Annotated in this window: 22 protein-coding genes and 2 pseudogenes; 22 read left to right on the forward strand and 2 right to left on the reverse strand. The window is 62.6% G+C overall.

Features of this window, described 5'->3' with window-relative positions; translation table 11 throughout:
• The 11 genes and pseudogenes from CFR79_RS12310 to CFR79_RS12360 all read left to right on the forward strand — a co-directional run.
• Nucleotides 1-94: pseudogene (locus CFR79_RS12310) on the forward strand (DUF736 domain-containing protein); the annotation flags it as partial.
• 343 nt (nt 95-437) lie between these two features.
• Nucleotides 438-575 (forward strand): hypothetical protein, encoded by a 138-nt coding sequence (locus CFR79_RS15935; protein WP_181417430.1) that lies wholly within the window; start codon nt 438-440, stop codon nt 573-575.
• A 125-nt stretch (nt 576-700) separates the two neighbouring features.
• A complete protein-coding gene (locus CFR79_RS12320; protein WP_408884575.1) occupies nt 701-871 on the forward strand; it encodes a DUF736 domain-containing protein in 171 nt (56 codons plus the stop codon).
• Between the two features lie 210 nt (nt 872-1,081).
• Nucleotides 1,082-1,282 (forward strand): transcriptional regulator domain-containing protein, encoded by a 201-nt coding sequence (locus CFR79_RS12325; RefSeq protein WP_110548081.1) that lies wholly within the window; start codon nt 1,082-1,084, stop codon nt 1,280-1,282.
• A complete protein-coding gene (locus CFR79_RS12330) occupies nt 1,221-1,859 on the forward strand; it encodes a DUF2285 domain-containing protein (protein WP_110548082.1) in 639 nt (212 codons plus the stop codon). Before CFR79_RS12325 ends, CFR79_RS12330 begins: the two co-directional genes overlap by 62 nt.
• A 277-nt stretch (nt 1,860-2,136) precedes the next feature.
• The gene (locus CFR79_RS12335) at nt 2,137-2,391 is read left to right on the forward strand and encodes a helix-turn-helix transcriptional regulator (RefSeq protein WP_110548083.1); all 255 of its coding nucleotides are present in this window, start codon (nt 2,137-2,139) and stop codon (nt 2,389-2,391) included.
• Nucleotides 2,391-3,461 (forward strand): replication initiator protein A, encoded by a 1,071-nt coding sequence (locus tag CFR79_RS12340; RefSeq protein WP_181417431.1) that lies wholly within the window; start codon nt 2,391-2,393, stop codon nt 3,459-3,461. Before CFR79_RS12335 ends, CFR79_RS12340 begins: the two co-directional genes overlap by 1 nt.
• The gene (locus CFR79_RS12345) at nt 3,458-3,946 is read left to right on the forward strand and encodes a DUF2840 domain-containing protein (protein ID WP_110548085.1); all 489 of its coding nucleotides are present in this window, start codon (nt 3,458-3,460) and stop codon (nt 3,944-3,946) included. Before CFR79_RS12340 ends, CFR79_RS12345 begins: the two co-directional genes overlap by 4 nt.
• A complete protein-coding gene (locus CFR79_RS12350; RefSeq protein WP_110548123.1) occupies nt 3,943-4,572 on the forward strand; it encodes a S26 family signal peptidase in 630 nt (209 codons plus the stop codon). The genes CFR79_RS12345 and CFR79_RS12350 overlap by 4 nt, the downstream gene beginning before the upstream one ends.
• 58 nt (nt 4,573-4,630) lie before the next feature.
• The gene (locus tag CFR79_RS12355) at nt 4,631-4,972 is read left to right on the forward strand and encodes a DUF736 domain-containing protein (RefSeq protein WP_110548086.1); all 342 of its coding nucleotides are present in this window, start codon (nt 4,631-4,633) and stop codon (nt 4,970-4,972) included.
• Nucleotides 4,969-5,658 (forward strand): annotated as a pseudogene (locus tag CFR79_RS12360) (lytic transglycosylase domain-containing protein). The gene CFR79_RS12355 and the pseudogene CFR79_RS12360 overlap by 4 nt, the downstream one beginning before the upstream one ends.
• A gap of 411 nt (nt 5,659-6,069) precedes the next feature.
• On the opposite strand, the gene CFR79_RS16210 reads toward CFR79_RS12360, so the two are convergent.
• A complete protein-coding gene (locus CFR79_RS16210; protein ID WP_258373581.1) occupies nt 6,070-6,342 on the reverse strand; it encodes a hypothetical protein in 273 nt (90 codons plus the stop codon).
• A gap of 51 nt (nt 6,343-6,393) precedes the next feature.
• Here CFR79_RS16210 and CFR79_RS12365 point away from each other — a divergent pair, with 51 nt between their 5' ends.
• The 3 genes from CFR79_RS12365 (at nt 6,394) to CFR79_RS12375 (ending at nt 8,555) form a co-directional block, all read left to right on the forward strand.
• Nucleotides 6,394-7,920, forward strand: a complete 1,527-nt coding sequence (locus CFR79_RS12365; protein ID WP_258373582.1) for a DUF3363 domain-containing protein — start codon at nt 6,394-6,396, stop codon at nt 7,918-7,920.
• Nucleotides 7,921-7,986: 66 nt separating this feature from the next.
• Nucleotides 7,987-8,208, forward strand: a complete 222-nt coding sequence (locus tag CFR79_RS12370) for a ribbon-helix-helix domain-containing protein (RefSeq protein WP_198945784.1) — start codon at nt 7,987-7,989, stop codon at nt 8,206-8,208.
• 5 nt (nt 8,209-8,213) lie between these two features.
• A complete protein-coding gene (locus tag CFR79_RS12375; RefSeq protein WP_110548088.1) occupies nt 8,214-8,555 on the forward strand; it encodes a type II toxin-antitoxin system RelE/ParE family toxin in 342 nt (113 codons plus the stop codon).
• Nucleotides 8,556-8,578: 23 nt separating this feature from the next.
• Here the strand turns inward: CFR79_RS12375 and CFR79_RS12380 are convergent, their stop codons facing one another.
• Nucleotides 8,579-8,818 (reverse strand): helix-turn-helix domain-containing protein, encoded by a 240-nt coding sequence (locus CFR79_RS12380; protein WP_086643301.1) that lies wholly within the window; start codon nt 8,816-8,818, stop codon nt 8,579-8,581.
• Between the two features lie 104 nt (nt 8,819-8,922).
• Between CFR79_RS12380 and CFR79_RS12385 the strand changes: the two genes are divergently transcribed.
• From CFR79_RS12385 to trbJ, 8 genes are all read left to right on the forward strand, one after another.
• A complete protein-coding gene (locus CFR79_RS12385; RefSeq protein ID WP_110548124.1) occupies nt 8,923-9,213 on the forward strand; it encodes a DNA -binding domain-containing protein in 291 nt (96 codons plus the stop codon).
• A 117-nt stretch (nt 9,214-9,330) separates the two neighbouring features.
• Complete coding sequence (locus tag CFR79_RS12390) at nt 9,331-11,340, forward strand: conjugal transfer protein TraG (RefSeq protein ID WP_110548089.1); 2,010 nt, start codon at nt 9,331-9,333, stop codon at nt 11,338-11,340.
• Between the two features lie 2 nt (nt 11,341-11,342).
• Nucleotides 11,343-11,786 carry a ribbon-helix-helix domain-containing protein gene (locus CFR79_RS12395; RefSeq protein WP_110548090.1) on the forward strand — a complete coding sequence of 148 codons (444 nt, stop codon included), beginning with the start codon at nt 11,343-11,345 and terminating at the stop codon, nt 11,784-11,786.
• 130 nt (nt 11,787-11,916) lie between these two features.
• Entirely contained in the window at nt 11,917-12,921 is a 1,005-nt protein-coding gene (trbB, locus tag CFR79_RS12400; RefSeq protein ID WP_110548091.1) for a P-type conjugative transfer ATPase TrbB, read from the forward strand.
• Nucleotides 12,918-13,286, forward strand: coding sequence for a TrbC/VirB2 family protein (locus CFR79_RS12405; protein ID WP_181417432.1), 369 nt, complete (start codon nt 12,918-12,920; stop codon nt 13,284-13,286). The genes trbB and CFR79_RS12405 overlap by 4 nt, the downstream gene beginning before the upstream one ends.
• Nucleotides 13,286-13,561 (forward strand): VirB3 family type IV secretion system protein, encoded by a 276-nt coding sequence (locus tag CFR79_RS12410; protein WP_110548092.1) that lies wholly within the window; start codon nt 13,286-13,288, stop codon nt 13,559-13,561. The genes CFR79_RS12405 and CFR79_RS12410 overlap by 1 nt, the downstream gene beginning before the upstream one ends.
• An 11-nt stretch (nt 13,562-13,572) precedes the next feature.
• On the forward strand, nt 13,573-16,026 hold the full coding sequence (gene trbE / locus CFR79_RS12415) for a conjugal transfer protein TrbE (RefSeq protein ID WP_110548093.1): 2,454 nt from the start codon (nt 13,573-13,575) through the stop codon (nt 16,024-16,026).
• Nucleotides 16,023-16,826 (forward strand): P-type conjugative transfer protein TrbJ, encoded by an 804-nt coding sequence (gene trbJ / locus CFR79_RS12420; protein WP_110548094.1) that lies wholly within the window; start codon nt 16,023-16,025, stop codon nt 16,824-16,826. The genes trbE and trbJ overlap by 4 nt, the downstream gene beginning before the upstream one ends.
• The last annotated feature ends 3 nt before the right edge of the window (nt 16,827-16,829 follow it).

The raw sequence follows: 16,829 nt of genomic DNA on the forward strand, positions 1-16,829 counted from the left end.
CGCCGCCCCGATCTTCGCCAACCTGTTCACCGACGAGGAAGGCGAGGGTTACTCCCTCATCTGGACCCGGCCCCGCAGCCGGAACGGGGACTGAACCTCACACGACCAACCCCGCCCGGTTTCCCCGGGCGGGGCCTTCCGGGCCTTCTTTTCCCACGTGCCCTTTCGGGGCGCGGGCGGCAGCGCTGGTCGCCTGACGTGGAAGGCAGGAGGAACAGAGGCTTTCCCTCAGCCTTCCCATTGTACCATGCGCGAGGGCGAACCGCGTCAAGGACGCGTGGTCCCCCCAATTTTGCCCGGCGCACCCGTGCCGGGCGCGCCGAACAAAATCGGCTCCCCCACGCGCCGGCAAGCCGGTCGCCTGCGGCGATCCCTGACCCGGTCCGCCCCGGCATGAGCCGTCCGTCCTGTCTTCAAGAAACGAAAGGAGCAGGACGATGACCACGCGACACGACCAGATCCAGATGCTGCGCGCCGAACTGACCAGCTTTCACCTCAGCCGCCGCGAGCGCAAACAGATCGAGCGCGAACTCAAAGAAGCGCTTGCCCGATGCGATGCCGAGCCCCCCGCCTGATGGGGGGCTTCCGGTTTACGGCGAAGCAATATGGAGTTTTTCAATCGTTCGCCACGATCAAATGATCTGCAGAATGGGACTTCCCATTTTGAGGATCGCTTCTGGGTCCAGATGGAAACACTCAAATCCGGGACGGGGCCGCCTGGATCAAGCACACCACGGACTGGCGCGAATATCTCAGCGTGAAGCTGGACGATCCAACCCTTCCCGGTCCGATCTTCGCCAGCCTCTTCGAAGAGGAAGGCGGCGCCTACAACCTGGTCTGGAGCCGTCAGCGGCCGCGTAATGGTGACTGACCACCCCACACTGGCCCTTCCCGGTTCAGCCGGGAAGGGCTTTTCTCTGCCGCCGGGTTACACGAACCGGATGGCAATCACGCCCGTGTCGTTCATGCCGCGCGATCATATGATCTCCAATTGCCGGGTTCTCCCTGGATGGCTGGTCGTGGATACTGAACGTCCGGGCAGGCGTCGCCACCCGTTCTCAGACAAACGAGGGAGGGCGTCATGCCCGGAGCACACTGGCACGACCAGGCGCAGTACGAGTATCTGCGCAACGCGATCCCGGCGGAACTCGGCTGGGAATACCTTCGGCGCAATCGTCGCTATCGCAACGAACAGCGCGCCTGCGCGGACCTGTCTCCCGATGATCCCGCCCAGGCGGAATTCGCGCGACGCTGGGGTCCGCGATTTCGCCGCCGATCCTGATCAGCGATTCAGCGCGCTGACCGCGCTCTGGTCGCGTCTGGCCCTGCCGACGATCCTGGTCATCCGGGCATTGCCGCCAGCTCAGACGCTGACCCCACGCCGTCTCGATCTCCAGACGCTGTCCGATGTGCGTTTCGTCGAAACATACGACGGAATCTACATCTGTTGTGTCTGTGCTGGTGTGACCTGGCAACTCTGGATGGAATACCAATGGCCGGGGCCGCGCCATTATGTTTTCGAACTGACCTATGACAGCTTCACGCCGTTGCGGGCTCACGAGACAATCCGCTTCTGGCGGGTGCTCGCGGGTTTTCCGGATCCCGGTCCCTGGCACAGGATGTCGGCGCAGTCCATCGCACGCCACATCCTCGCCCTTCGTGTCAAAGACGCTCTTGCTGCGGGCGTCAGCGAAAGGGTGATCGCCGATCGTCTGCTCGGTGAACCGACGGCGCGCGCCTATGACTGGCCGGATATTTCCGGCCGTGGGCGGTTCCGTCGTCTCAAGCATCTGGCGGACCAGCTGATCGAAGGCGGTTACCGCGATCTCATGGGCTACCCATTGTCGCGCCGCAGGTGAGTGCTGGGCCGCATCCTTCCGCATTATTTTGCCCCTGATTTTTATGACGACTCCCTGATAACAGCGAAGCACAAAAAGCTGTTTTGCCGGAACGTATTTTCGAAGGCGGGCGGCAAACGGCGGCGTTCGGGTGGTGAAAAGGACGGGTTCCTGTTCCGTTTCATGGACGCTTTTGTCGTCGATAAAAACGTCCATTCCCTGAGCCGCCGATTATCCACCAGCGTCCCTCCAGACGCCCCGGTCCTTGCCGGGTGCGTATGGAAAGGGAGACATAGTCATGGCGATCGCACCACGCCTGATGCGTGTTCGTGAGGCGGCCCGGTTTCTGGGTATCTCGCTTCGCACGCTCGAAAAACACCGCACCTACGGCACCGGGCCGCTCTACCGGAAAGTCGGCGGGCGGGTTCTGTATTCCGTCGAGGACATGATGGCCTGGACCGCCGGGGGCGCGCGCCATTCACCGTCGGAGGCGACGTCGAGCCGTGTTTTCCCGGCGCGCCCACTGACCCCCGAAGAACGGGAGAGCCTGTGATGGCCGCCGATGAAAGCTGGCGGGAGCCAGACCGTCGCTTCGTGGTCAGCGGTCCCGCCCGGCCCCGTGATCAGCGCGATTTGATGGGGCGACCGTTCTTCGCACTGGCGAGACGCCCGCGCTTTGAGCCGATCCGTTACCGGTCCCGACAGATCAATGTGATCGTCCGGGCATCGGCGGACGAAGGTATGGCGACGATCTGGGATGCCGACGTGTTGCTCTGGCTCGCGGGCCAGATTGTCGAGGCTCTCAATCATGGCCGCTGGGTGTCACGCCATGTCCGCTTCACGCCCTGGCAATTGTTTCACGATCTTGGCTGGGCGGACGGTGCGCACCAGTACCGCCGTCTTCGCGGTGCTCTGGTGCGTCTGGAAGGCACATGGGTCGCCACCAGTCTACGCACCCCTTCTGACTGGCCGGCGCAATCCTTCGCCTGGATCAGCGACGTGGGAATTTCCAGAACAGAGGGTGTGTCGCTGACCCTACCGATCTGGTTCATGGAAGGTGTTTGCGACTGCTCCCGCATCCTCACCCTTGATCCCGCCTACTTCCGGCTGGCTGGTGGTCTGGAACGCTGGCTTTACCGGTTGGCGCGGCGCCATGCCGGTCGGCAGAAGGCCGGGTGGACGTTCGATGTGGCGGACCTGCATACCCGCTCCGGCAGTCTCACTCCGTTGCGCAATTTCATGATTGATATCGGCACCATTGTGCGTCGCCAGAACATTCCCGGCTACGATTTTCGGCTTGTTTCCGGCGGAAAACCGCTAAGTCTGCGCATTGTTCCAACGGGGCGATCCACAGTGCCTGGGGAAAACCATGTGGATCATACCGTTGCTTCAGATGCGGATTATACCGTTGGTGCAGGTGCGGAATTACCGTTGCTACAGGTGCAAAAATCCGTCGAACCATTTGATTCAAAACAAGAAAATGGCCCCGTAACTTATATAACTAATATAATAACTTATTATGTAGAGGAATTCGGCCTTTTCGTTCCCCTCCCGACAGCCCGGTCGGGGCATGGAAAAAAGGCTCGGGAAGCGGTCGCGGATCGCATGGTCGGTGTCCCATGACCGCCCGCTCTTTCCAGCCGCAGGGCGATGCCTTCACCACGGTCGAACTGACGTGGATCGAGAAGCGCACCGAACACTGGGTCCGCTTCGGCCACCCCGTCGAGGATCGCATTCTCGATCGTCGGCGCAGGCTGATGAGCTTCACGCCGGACAGCGTGTTCGCCTTCATCCGCTGGGCTGCGAACGATTTCGGCACCGTGGTGTCCTGCATCGACATCGTGCGGGCCGTGGGCGTTCAGGAAGCCTGCCAGACCGTGCCGTTCGTGCGCCCTGGTGGCGAAAGCCTGCTGCGCCAGAGCGGCTGGCCAAAGGTGCGTCGGGTGCTGGAGGCCATCGACGGCGTGGAGGCGCTGGGAATTGATCCTGCGGCCGCCTGTCCCGATCATTGGCGTCACCTGCATCATCGCCTCACAGCGGCGCAGGAGCCGCGTCCCTATACGCGCGAACGCCACGAAGGATGGTTACGCCGGAGGGCCGCGTCATGACCCGGCGCGCCTGGTTTTTTACCACGTATTTCGCCGTGCTCGGTGTGGGTGCTTCGCTGGCGTTTCATCCCACGCCGCGCTGGGTCTGGAACGAGACGGCCAGCGTTCCTGTCGGGCTGTATCGCATCCAGCCCACCACCCCGGTCCGTGTCGGCGACATTGTCGCGCTCCGTCTTCCTGAGCGCGAGGCCACGCTGCTGGCGACACGTGGCTACCTGCCGTTCGGCGTGTCGCTGCTCAAGCCTGTGGCAGCACTGGCGGGGCAAAGTGTCTGTCGCATCGGCGTCCACGTCACCATCGACGGTAAGGCGGCCGGCGATGCGAAGATCGTCGATCATCGGGGCCGCAAGCTGCCGGTCTGGCAGGGCTGTCAGCATCTCGGGCCGGGGCAAGTTTTCGTCATGAACGCCGCTGTGCCCACCAGTCTGGACGGGCGGTATTTCGGCGTCCTGCCGATGGATACCGTGATCGGTCGCGCGGTGCCGGTTCATGTTCGCACGGGCGAGGCTGAGCCACCGCCGCCGCATTTCGATCCGCTCCCGGAACCGGATGATCCCGTGCGGAAGGGACTGCTTCTGGGACGGCCGATGATGCCCGCGAAAGAGAGCGAACCGCCCATTCAATGATGGTCATCCATCCCCTGAATTCTCAGTCATTCCCACTCTGTCGGAAAGGATTTTTCCCATGAGCCAGATCGGATTTTTTACCCGCACCGCCGATGGATTTGCCGGGCGTGTGCGCACCCTGTCGCTGGACGCCGAACTGACCTTCGTGCCGGCGGAAAACAATGGCGCGGAGCATGCGCCGGATTATCGTATCCATCTCGGTGATGGAAACGCTGGGCCGGAGATCGGGGCAGGGTGGACCCGCACCGGGGAGCGTGCTGGCGAGTATATTTCCATCGTGCTGGATGACCCCAGTTTCATGCAGCCGGTCCGGGCCACGCTGTTTCAGGCCGGACGCGGTGGGCGTGAGTGGCAACTGGTGTGGAATCGCCCCGCAAAACGTGCGGGAGGGAGGGAATGAAGTGCCGGTTTTTCCTGCCCGGCAGCATGCTGGCCGTGCTCGCGCTGCCGCTTTCGCCAGCCACCGCCCACGCGCAGGATTTCGACGATCTGGTGCGTCAGGCGGCGGAACAGAACGCGATCCCCGCGATGTGGGTGCGGGCGGTCCTTCGGGCTGAAAGTGCTGGCGATCCCCACGCGGTTTCGGGTGCCGGTGCGATGGGCCTGATGCAGCTCATGCCTGGCACGTGAAAGGATGTTAGGCGCACGCTCAATCTCGGTTCCGATCCCTTCGATCCGCATGACAATATCGCGGCAGGTGCAGCCTATCTGCGATGGCTGCACGACCGTTATGGCGATGCAGGCTTCCTTGCCGCCTACAACGCTGGTCCCGGTCGTTATGACGACCATCTGGCGACCGGTCGGCCATTGCCCGCCGAGACGGTTTCCTATGTCGCGCAGGTCCGGACTTTGATCGGAAATCCGATCGTTTCCTCCGGCGGAGTCCTGTCGAAAATCGTGACCGACTGGCGTGCAGGATCACTCTTCATTGCGTCAGGAAAAATGATCCCGGAATCCATCCGGCCGACGCCGATTTCCGTGGATAAAAATGCCGTCTCTCTCCATCCCTTTCCGGCCGATTTTTTCGTCTCTCGCTCTGCGCTAGAACAGGATGGGGATGTGCGGGCAGAGGTCATGAAACCATGAGAGCGAGGAAAGGAAGAGGGGTAGGGAGGCACGGCAAGATTAAAGGGCGCGGCACTTCGTCTGGTCCGAACCTGCGGTTTTGTCTGTCTGCACATGGGGTTGGCGTCCCGCTTCGCGGCACTGCCGATTTTCAGGCCGCAGTGCGGCGGTTTTCCAGAAGCAGGCTGTATTCCGCCAGTCCTGACGGCACTGTGCGGCAAACGGCGGTGATTTGCGGTGCTGGCCATGTCGTCTGACGATGACACGCGGTTTCGTGTCCGGCCCGGTCGCATCCGTGACAGGAGGGGCGGAAAAACCCGGAGTTTTCTCTCGCGGATGCGTGCATCCGTGCGGAGGTCGGGTGCGTCCCGGTCGTTCCGAAATCATGCCATCTCTGGCCCGAATGCACCCGGCGGTCCTGGCGGCGCCCCTTTACGTCGCGGCGGTCGGTCCGGCATCCGGAAAGGACGCGGCGCGTCCTTCGTGCGGGCGCGCCATATCGCTGGCTGGAACCATGTGAAATCCGGCAGCCGCCGCGTCATCGTCAAGTCGCGCATGATCCGCACGCCCGGTCGTGATGGCAGGGCGCGCGCCCACCTCACTTACATTCAGCGTGACGGTACGTCCCGCGACGGGCAGCGGGGTCAGCTTTACGGTCCGGAGACCGATCGCGCCGACACCGATGCTTTCCTCGAGCGCGGGCATGACGATCGGCATCAGTTTCGTTTTATCGTCTCGCCGGAGGATGCTGAGCAGATGCAGGATCTGACCGCCTTCACGCGCGACCTGATGACGCAGATAGGGGCAGATCTCGGCACGAAGCTTGATTGGGTGGCGGTCAATCATTTCAACACCGGTCACCCTCACGCCCATATCGTCATCCATGGCCATGACGACCATGGTGAGGATCTGGTCATCGCCAGTGATTACATCACTCAGGGCGTACGCGAACGGGCGACCGAACTGGTGACGCTGGAGCTGGGTCCGGAGACGGTGCTGGAGCAACGCTGCAAGCTGGAGAATATGGTCGGGCAAGACCGCTTCACGCGCATCGACCGGCAGTTGCTGGCGTTGGCGGAAGACAGTCCGATCGACATGCGCGGCGATCAGGGGGGCGATCATGTCCTGCGCCAGCGGCGGCTTGCGAAACTGGAGCGGATGGGCCTCGCCAGCCAGGTCGAGCCCAGTGTGTGGACACTCGCGCCGCAGATGGAGAAGACGCTGCGCGACCTTGGCGAGCGGGGCGATATCATTCGTGCGATGAACCGGGCGATGCGCGAGCAGGGGCGTGCGCCCGATCCCGGTCTGTTCGTCTTTCATGGTCCAGCGTCACGCGACACGGTGGAGGGGCGGATTCTTGACCGTCATCTCTCTGACGAGCTGGGCGAAAAGGTGGGCCTGGTCATCGACGGGCTGGATGGGCGCACCCATCATGTCGCCGGGATCAGCCCAGGTTCCCTGGAAGGCGTGCGGAATGGAAGCATTGTCGCTGTTGGCCCGGAGGTTTCCGGCCCCCGCCCAGCCGACCGGGAAATCGTGTCGGTCGCAGGTCGTGACGGTGTCTATCGCGCGGACGCACATCTCGCCCGCGCACAGGCCATGTCCCGTATTCCGGGCGGCGATGCCGACGCGTATGTCGCCTCCCATGTGCGTCGTCTGGAAGCCCTGCGGCGCGCCGGCGTCGTCGAGCGGATCGAGGACGGGAGATGGCAGATTCCCGGCGACTATCTGGAACGGGCTGCGGCGTATGATACGAGCCGTGCGAAACAGATGTCCGTGCGCGTCCTGTCCAGTCTTGATCTCGAGGCCCAGATCACGGCGGATGGTGCGACATGGCTGGACCGTGGACTGGTGTCGCGCGGCAGGTCGAATGTGGTGGATACCGGGTTCGGTCATGAGGTGACCGAGGCCCGGAAGCAACGTCAGGACGTGCTGGTCGAGCGGGGCGACGCCTGGCGCGACAGGGAGGGGGGCGTCCGCTACCGCAAGGGCCTGCTGGCGGCGTTGGAACGGCGGGAACTGGACCGTATCGGCCAGGAATTGGGGATGTCACGCGGCACGTCCTACCGCACCATGGCGGATGGCGAGAGAGTCCGGGGCACGCTGAAGGAGAAGGTCCGGCTGGCCAGTGGAACCTATGCGCTGGTCGAAAATGCCCATGAGTTCGTGCTGGTGCCCTGGAAGCCTGTCATCGAGAACCGGATCGGACAGGAGATTGCTGGCGTCATGCGAGCGGGCGCCATGGACTGGCAGTTGGGACGGCAGCGGGGGCTCGGATTGTGACGCAGGCAGGCATGAATCATGTTGCCAATTTTTGCCATACGCGAGTATTCTGCCTCCATGAGCACCATGAACATCTCTCTGCCAGAAGCCCTGAAAAGCTTCGTTGACCAGCAGGTTGCCGGCCGTGGCTTCGGCACCAGCAGCGAGTATGTGCGCGAGCTGATCCGCAAGGACCAGGACAGGCAGCGTCTGCGTGGCATGTTGCTTGAGGGCGGCCGATCCGCAACGGGCTCCACGGCTGATGCCACATATTTCGAACGCCTGCGATCGCGTGCGCGCGGCGCCTGATCATCATGACGACCAGACGCGCGGTGCTGCGCGAGCAGGCCGAGCGGGATATCGATCGGATCATTGACGATTATGTCGGGAAAGCCGGTGGTGCTGTGGCCGACCGGTTTGTCGGTGCGCTCGAAGAGGGGATGACCCTGATCGGGCAATATCCCGGCATCGGCTCGCCGCGTTGCGGGTATGAACTCGATCTTCCGGGGCTTCGTGCGCTCACTCTTCGGAACTGGCCGTTCGTGGTTTTCTACGTCGAGCGTGAGGACCATCTGGATGTCTGGCGTGTTCTGCACGCCCGTCAGGATATTCCAGGCTGGCTGCGAGATCCTGATGGGGACGATAGTTCGGAATAGCGGCTGAATGAGGCCGAACTGATTCAGTGATTTTCCATAAGACTGGCAAGAATGTCAGCGGCATCGAGTCCGATGGCGGTTGTGATGTCGAGGAATTCGATCACGTCGATCCGGCGCTCGCCGGTTTCGTATTTCGCGACATAGGACTGGGGTTTGCCGAGCCGCTCCGCCAGCGTGGCCTGAGTCAGCCCTTTGCCGCGCCTTGCCGCGATCAGCAGTTCCATGAGACGGTGCTGTCGCGGAGAGCGCAGCGATTTCGGCATAGGGTGCGGTTCCGGTTGAAACTGAGGAACCGTCCCAATAATCCCGTATCGGGATTATCCCATTTCAGGATATGATCTGCGGACCTGAAGGAAAGGGCAGGATCATGACGTCCCAACCCGATAACGGAGCCGCTCCATCCGATGAAGCGCCAGACTGTCCGCTGCTGACGGCGTACGACCATCTCCATCATGTCACCTATCTCCGCCTTCTTGACGCCGAGGAAGCAGGTGCCGACTGGCGGGAGGTGGCACGGATCGTGCTCGGTCGTGATCCGGCAATTGACAGGGATGGCGCGCGCCGATGCTGGGACTCGCATATGGCGCGGGCGCGCTGGATGCGCGACACCGGTTACCGCCAGCTCCTGACCATTCCCGGCGGAAAGACGCAGCATTGAACGCTCCATCCGATTTCCTACACAAAGACCGCCGATTGCCGCACGGCTGCTGAATTGTCTTGCCCCGCGCGTGGTTATTCCTCCTGACGGGCGGATCATCCTGTCACGGAGGTCTTCATGTCCACGTCCCGTGTGGCCTGGGGCCAGGTGATCCTGGTCTTCGCGATCATGTTTCTGTTCTGGTGGGCCGCGACCGAGTGGACGGCGTGGCGTCTCGGGTTCCAGCCCGAGCTTGGGGCGCCCTGGTTCATGCTCGGGCATCGCTGGCCCATCTATGCGCCGCCGCTGTTCTTCTGGTGGTGGTATGAGTTCGATGCCTACGCGCCAGGCATCTTCGTGCAGGGCGCGCGGATTGGTGTTGCGGGCGTCGTTCTCGCCGTCATCGTGGCGTTCGCCCTGTCGATCTGGCGCGCACGGGCGCGACGGAGGGTCGAAACCTATGGTTCGGCCCGCTGGGCGATCCTGCGTGATATCCGCGCGGCGGGACTGCTGGGCGAGAACGGGGTCGTTCTGGGTAAATATCGCCGGGCCTATCTCCGGCATGACGGTCCCGAGCATGTGCTGTGTTTTGCGCCCACCCGCTCGGGCAAAGGGGTGGGGCTGGTCATTCCGACCCTGCTGACCTGGCCAGGCTCTGCCATCATCCACGATATCAAGGGTGAGAACTGGCAGCTTACGGCGGGGTTTCGCGCGACCTTCGGGCGGGTGCTGTTGTTCGATCCGACCAACCCGGAATCGGCCGCCTACAATCCGCTGCTGGAAGTTCGTCCGGGGGAATATGAAGTCCGCGACGTCCAGAACATCGCCGATATCCTGGTGGATCCGGATGGTGCTCTGGAACGGCGCAACCACTGGGAGAAAACCTCGCATGCGCTGCTCGTCGGCGCGATCCTGCATGTGCTTTATGCCGAAGCCGACAAGACGCTCGCCGGTGTGGCGAAATTCCTCTCCGACCCGAAGCGGTCGATCGAGACGACCCTGTCGGCCATGATGCGGACAAACCATCTGGGGGAGAGCGGACCACATCCCGTCGTGGCCTCGGCCGCGCGGGAACTGCTCAATAAATCGGACAACGAACGCTCCGGCGTGCTCTCCACCGCCATGTCGTTTCTTGGGCTCTATCGTGATCCCGTTGTGGCGACGGTGACCAGAAGGTGTGACTGGCGGATCGAGGATCTCGTGTCCTCAGTGCGGTCGGTCTCACTTTATTTCGTCGTGCCGCCCTCGGACATCAGCCGCACCAAACCGCTGATCCGGCTGATGCTCAACCAGATTGGACGCCGTCTGACGGAAGATCTGGAGGCGGCAGCCACCCGGCGCAACCTGCTTCTCATGCTTGATGAATTTCCGGCTTTCGGGCGACTGGATTTTTTCGAAAGCGCCCTGGCGTTCATGGCGGGTTACCGGATCCGGGCCTTCCTGATCGCCCAGAGCCTCAACCAGATCGAGAAGGCATACGGGCCGAACAACAGTATTCTGGACAATTGCCAGGTTCGGGTCAGCTTCGCGACCAATGACGAGCGCACCGCCAGACGGGTGTCGGATGCCCTGGGCACGGCAACGGAGCAGCGGGATTCCACCAATTATGCCGGGCATCGCCTGTCGCCCTGGCTGGGACATCTCATGGTTTCCCGGCAGGAAACCGCCAGGCCGCTCCTGACCGTGGGTGAAGTCCAGCAGCTACCTGACCATGAAGAACTGGTGATGCTGTCGGGCTGCCCGCCCATTCGCGCCCTGAAGGTGCGTTATTATCAGGATCGCCGCTTTACCACGCGCATCATGCCCCCACCCGATCCGGCGGTGTTCGGGCGGGACGGGGATCCTGCCCTTGATGTGTGGTCTGGACGGGTGGTCGCAGGGGACATGCCGGGCGTGCCGTCGCCCCCGGATATTGGATCCAATACCGACGACACCGACGATGCCAACAGTGGCGTCCGCCGGGAACCGGAACTGCCCGAGCATGAGGATATCGCGCCTGAGCGGCCTGACCCGGCCGCCGAATTCGAAATTCCTGATAGCGACCCCGAGGTCGAGGCGCAGCGCGCGGCGGAACTGCGGCGGCAGGGGAATATCATCCGCCAGGCCGGCATGGATCGCAATGACGGTCTGGAACTGGGAGGAAACTGACAATGCACAAGCGGAGCAGACGCCTGAACGTCTATTTCGATCCCGATATCCATAAGCAACTTGAGGCCCGCGCCGTGCGGAGGGATATCTCGAAATCTGCCCTGGTGGAAACGGCAGTGCTGTCGTTCCTGACGGACGATGCCAATGAGAGGCAGGAGGCGGCGACATCGCGCCGCCTCGATCGGCTGTCGCGCCAGATGGCCGGGCTGGAGGAAGATATCTCAATCCTGGCGGAGACAGTCAGTCTGTTTATCCGGTTCTGGCTGACCAGCACGCCCCCACTTCCGGAGGATGCACGGGCATCAGCACGCGCCATGGGGCTTGAACGGTTTGAAGGCTTCCTGACCGCGCTGGAACGCCGGCTGGGGACGGGTGACCGATTCCTGCGCGAACGTCAGCGCGATGTCGCGGCACGGCAGGATCCGTTGGGGACCGATCCTACCTGAATGCTCCCAATTACATACGCTTTTACCGCATCCTCTGAAATCCTTGTTGCCAGCGTGTAAATCCGTTCCCTTCTAATGATCCCCGTTGTCGTCCGGGCAGGCTGGATGACCTGAACGGACGGGGGCTTTCATGGCGGTCACATCGATTGAAAATGGTGCCCGACAGCGTGGTATGTCCATGCTGCGCACCGCGATGGGGCCAGCGATTGCCCGGCACCTCGCTGATCCTGCCATTGTCGAGGTGATGCTCAATCCCGATGGCAGGCTGTGGATCGACCGTCTGTCCGAGGGGCTGGGTGATACGGGAGATCTGGTCACACCCGCTGACGCGGAGCGTATCATCCGCCTGGTCGCGCATCATGTCGGCGCGGAGGTGCATGAGGGGGCGCCCCGCGTGTCGGCGGAATTGCCGACGGGCGAGCGGTTCGAGGGATTGCTGCCACCGATTGTGACAGCACCCAGCTTTGCGATCCGCAAGCCCGCCGTCGCTGTGTTCACGCTCGATGATTACGTCGCTGCCGGGATCATGGCAGAAGGGCAGGCGGCATATCTGCGCCAGGCAGTCACGGACCGTAAAAATATTCTGGTCGCGGGGGGCACATCCACCGGCAAGACCACGCTGGTCAATGCCCTGCTGGCCGAGGTCGCGAAAACCGACGACCGGGTCGTGCTGATTGAGGATACGCGCGAACTGCAATGCCGCGCGCCCAATCTTGTGTCGCTCCGCACCCGTGATGGTGTCGTCACGCTGTCCGAGCTGGTCCGCTCAGCCTTGCGCCTGCGTCCGGACCGTATCCCGATTGGTGAGGTGCGCGGCCCCGAGGCGCTCGACCTCCTCAAGGCGTGGGGCACCGGCCATCCCGGCGGCGTGGGCACGCTGCATGCCGGCACCGCCATGGGCGCATTGCACCGCATGGAGCAACTGATTCAGGAAATCGTTGTCACAGTGCCCCGTGCCCTGATCGCCGAAACCATCGACGTCATCGCTGTGCTGTCAGGACGCGGAACGGCGCGCCGCCTGTCCGAACTGGCTGAAATTGACGGCCTCGATCCCGTGACGGGCGCCTATCGCATCCGTCCGGTCAGCTTTTCCTCTTCTGAAACATCCTTCTCTGCCAATGGAGAGTCATCATGAGGCCGCCTTCACGTCTGCGCGCCGTCGTGTGCGCTGTCGCACGTCCCGACCGGCATGTGCCGGATCTGCGTGTATTCGGAACCGCCATGCTGCTGTCGCTGGTTTTCGTGTCATCGGCCTGGGCGTCCGGCTCCGGCATGCCGTGGGAAAATCCGCTCAACGAGATCCTGGAATCCGTGCAGGGACCGGTGGCCAAGATCGTCTCTGTGATCATCATCACCGTGACCGGTCTGACCCTGGCGTTCGGGGAAACATCCGGCGGGTTCCGTCGCCTGATCCAGATCGTCTTTGGACTAAGTATCGCTTTTGCGGCCAGCTCTTTCTTCCTGTCCTTCTTCTCCTTCTCGGGCGGGGCGCTGATCTGATGGCGGGCTATGACGATGATGCGGTGTCGGGTTTTCATGTACCGGTCCATCGCTCCCTGACCGACCCGATCCTGCTGGGCGGGGCGCCCCGCGCGGTCGCCATTGCCAATGGCACGCTGGCGGCTGCGATCGCGCTGGGTTTGCGCCTCTGGCTGATCGGGGCTGTCTTCTGGATCGTGGGGCACACGCTCGCCGTCTGTGGCGCGAAGCGTGACCCCCTCTTTATTGAGGTCGGGCGGCGGCATCTTCGCTACCCCGCATGGCTGCGGGCATAGGGGGATCGGCCATGATGTCCCTTGGAGAATATCGCAATCGAAATTCCCTCCTGTCCGATTTCCTGCCCTGGGCCGCTCTGGTTGAGAAGGGTGTGGTCCTGAACAAGGACGGTTCCTTTCAGCGTACCGCACACATTCGTGGCCCCGATCTGGATAGCGCCACGCCAGCGGAGCTGGTGGGTGTGACGGGACGACTCAATAATGCCTTGCGGAGATTGGGTTCAGGCTGGGCTGTGTTCGTGGAGGCACAGCGTGTGCCGGCCACGATCTACCCGGAAAGCAATTTCCCGGACGCCGCCAGTCAGATGGTCGATCTGGAACGCAGGGAGCAGTTCGAGGATGAGGGCGCGCATTTCGAGAGCCGGTATTTCCTGACCCTGGTGTGGCTGCCGCCGGCGGAATCATCAGGGCGTGCCGAGCGTTTTCTGTATGAGGGTAGGGAGCGCGATGGTCCCGATCCGCATGGTATGCTCCATGCGTTCGTGGACCGCACGGATCGGATGCTGGCCCTGCTGGACGGGTTCATGCCCGAGGCGGCATGGCTGAACGATGGCGAGACGCTGACCTACCTGCACAGCACCATTTCGACGCGAAACCAGGGCGTCAGGGTGCCGGAAATCCCGATGCACCTCGACGCCCTGTTGGTCGATCAGCCGCTGTCGGGCGGTCTGGAGCCGAAGCTCGGCGATGCGTATCTGAAAACCCTGACCATCACGGGTTTCCCCAGCCGGACTTTCCCCGGAATTCTGGATGACCTGAACCGGCTGGCCATGCGCTATCGCTGGTCCACCCGCGCCATCCTGCTGGACAAGACGGACGCCACAAAGGTGCTGACCAAGATCCGGCGTCAGTGGTTTGCAAAGCGCAAGAGTATTGCGGCCATTGTCCGCGAAGTCATGACCAATGAGGCATCGGCTCTCGTGGACAATGATGCCGCCAACAAGGCGGCCGATGCCGATCTGGCGTTGCAGTCCCTCGGGGCGGACGATGTCGGGCAGGCGTACATCACCGCGACCGTCACGGTCTGGGACGGCTCCGCGTCGATTGCCGCTGAAAAATTGCGGCTGGTCGAGAAGATCATCCAGGGTCGCGACTTCACCTGCATGGCGGAAAGCCTGAATGCGGTAGAAGCGTGGCTCGGTTCTTTGCCAGGCCATGTCTACGCCAATGTGCGCCAGCCGCCGGTCTCGACGTTGAACCTGGCGCACATGATTCCGTTGTCGGCGGTCTGGGCTGGCCCGGAAATGGATGGGCATTTCAAGGCAGCGCCGCTGTTCTACGGCAAGACCGCTGGGGCCACGCCGTTCCGGTTTTCCCTGCATGTCGGCGATGTCGGGCATACGCTGATCGCGGGACCAACAGGGGCGGGCAAGTCGGTTCTGCTGGCCCTGATGACCTTGCAGTTCCGGCGTTATCCGGGCGCACAGATCTTCGCCTTCGATTTCGGCGGGTCCATGCGCGCGGCAACACTCGGCATGGGTGGCGACTGGCATGACCTCGGCGGTGGGCTGACGGATGATCATCCATCGGAAGAACAGGGCAGCAGCGTCTCACTCCAGCCCCTTGCAGGGATCGACGATCCTGACGAGCGCAAATGGGTCAGTGAATGGCTGGGGCAGATCCTTGTCGGGGAGGGGATCACGCTGACGCCGGACGTCAAAGCCCATCTCTGGTCGGCCCTGAATTCCCTGGCATCATCACCCTTCCACGAACGCACAATCTCTGGTCTGGTGGCATTGCTCCAGTCCAACGCCCTGAAGCAGGCGCTGGCCCCATACTGCCTTGGTGGTCCTTACGGACGCCTCCTTGACGCCGATAATGAGCGTCTGGGGGATGCCGATGTCGTGGTGTTCGAAACTGAGGGGCTGATCGGCTCTGGTGCCGCGTCTTCCGTTCTGTCCTATCTGTTCCACCGCATCGAGGGGCGGCTGGACGGTCGTCCGACCCTGCTGGTCATCGATGAGGGATGGCTGGTCTTGGATGACGGGAATTTCTCCGGTCAGTTGCGCGAGTGGTTGAAAACCCTGCGCAAGAAGAACGCCAGTGTCATCTTCGCAACCCAGTCCCTGTCGGATATCGCCAATTCACCCATCGCCCCGGCCGTGGTGGAAAGCTGCCCGACGCGGATCTTCCTGCCCAACGAGCGCGCCATCGAGCCGCAGATCATGGCCATCTATCGCGACTTCGGTCTGAATGACCGGCAGATCGTCATCATCGCCCGCGCGGCCTCGAAGCGGGAGTATTACTGCCAGACCCAGCGTGGCAACCGGCTGTTTGAACTAGGCCTCGGTCCGGTGGCGCTGGCGCTGTGCGCCGCATCCGGCAAGGACGATCATAAGCTTATCGATGCGGTTCTGGCGGAACATGGGCGGGATGGCTTTCTGCTGGCCTGGTTCGAGGCGCGTGGCGTGTCATGGGCAGCCAATCTTCTGCGTGACGATCGCGGATCGGAGGGCATGCCATGACGGAAAAATCTTTCCGGCTCTGGGCTGAATTTTTCGGTCGCACGAGCGAAAAACAGTTCCGCCGAGGCGTCCTTCTTACCTCTGCAATGCTGATGGTCGGCGGGGCATTCTCTTTTTTGCGTCCGGCGCACGCCCAGTGGGCGGTGTATGATGGTGCGAATCACGTCCAGAACGTGCTGATCGCGGCCCGGACGCTCCAGCAGATCGACAACCAGATCACGTCACTGGCCAATCAGGCGCAGATGCTGGTCAATCAGGGACGCAATCTGGCCAGCCTGCCGCTGTCTACACTCTCGACGTTGCAATCGACGATTTCCCAGACCACGGCACTCCTCGCGCAGGTGCAGAATATCGCCTACAGCGTCCAGTCCGTCGAGCAGCAGTATCAGCAGGCGTATACGTCCGTCTCTTCAGGTATGTCCGACAGCGCTCTGTTCAGCCAGGCACAGACGCGCTGGCAGAATTCTGTGGGCGGGTTCGAGGATGCCCTGAAGCTGCAGGCGCGCGTGGTGGGCAATATCCCCAGCGACAGTTCGGCCATGAGCCAGCTTGTGTCCGCCAGCCAGACCTCCACGGGAGCCTTGCAGGCGGCTCAGGCCGGGAACCAGCTTCTCGCCCTGCAATCCCGGCAACTGTCCGACATTCAGGCTGAACTCGCCGCCAATGGCCGCGCCACCGCCCTGCAACAGGCGCGCGACGCTGCAACGGAAGCCGAAAGCGCGGCGCAGTATCAGCATTTCTCCCAGCATGACGCCTACGTGCCCGGCACCGTGTCCATGTTCGGCAGCAGCGGGAACTGACCG

This window comes from Komagataeibacter saccharivorans, from assembly GCF_003207825.1.
GTDB lineage: Bacteria > Pseudomonadota > Alphaproteobacteria > Acetobacterales > Acetobacteraceae > Komagataeibacter > Komagataeibacter saccharivorans.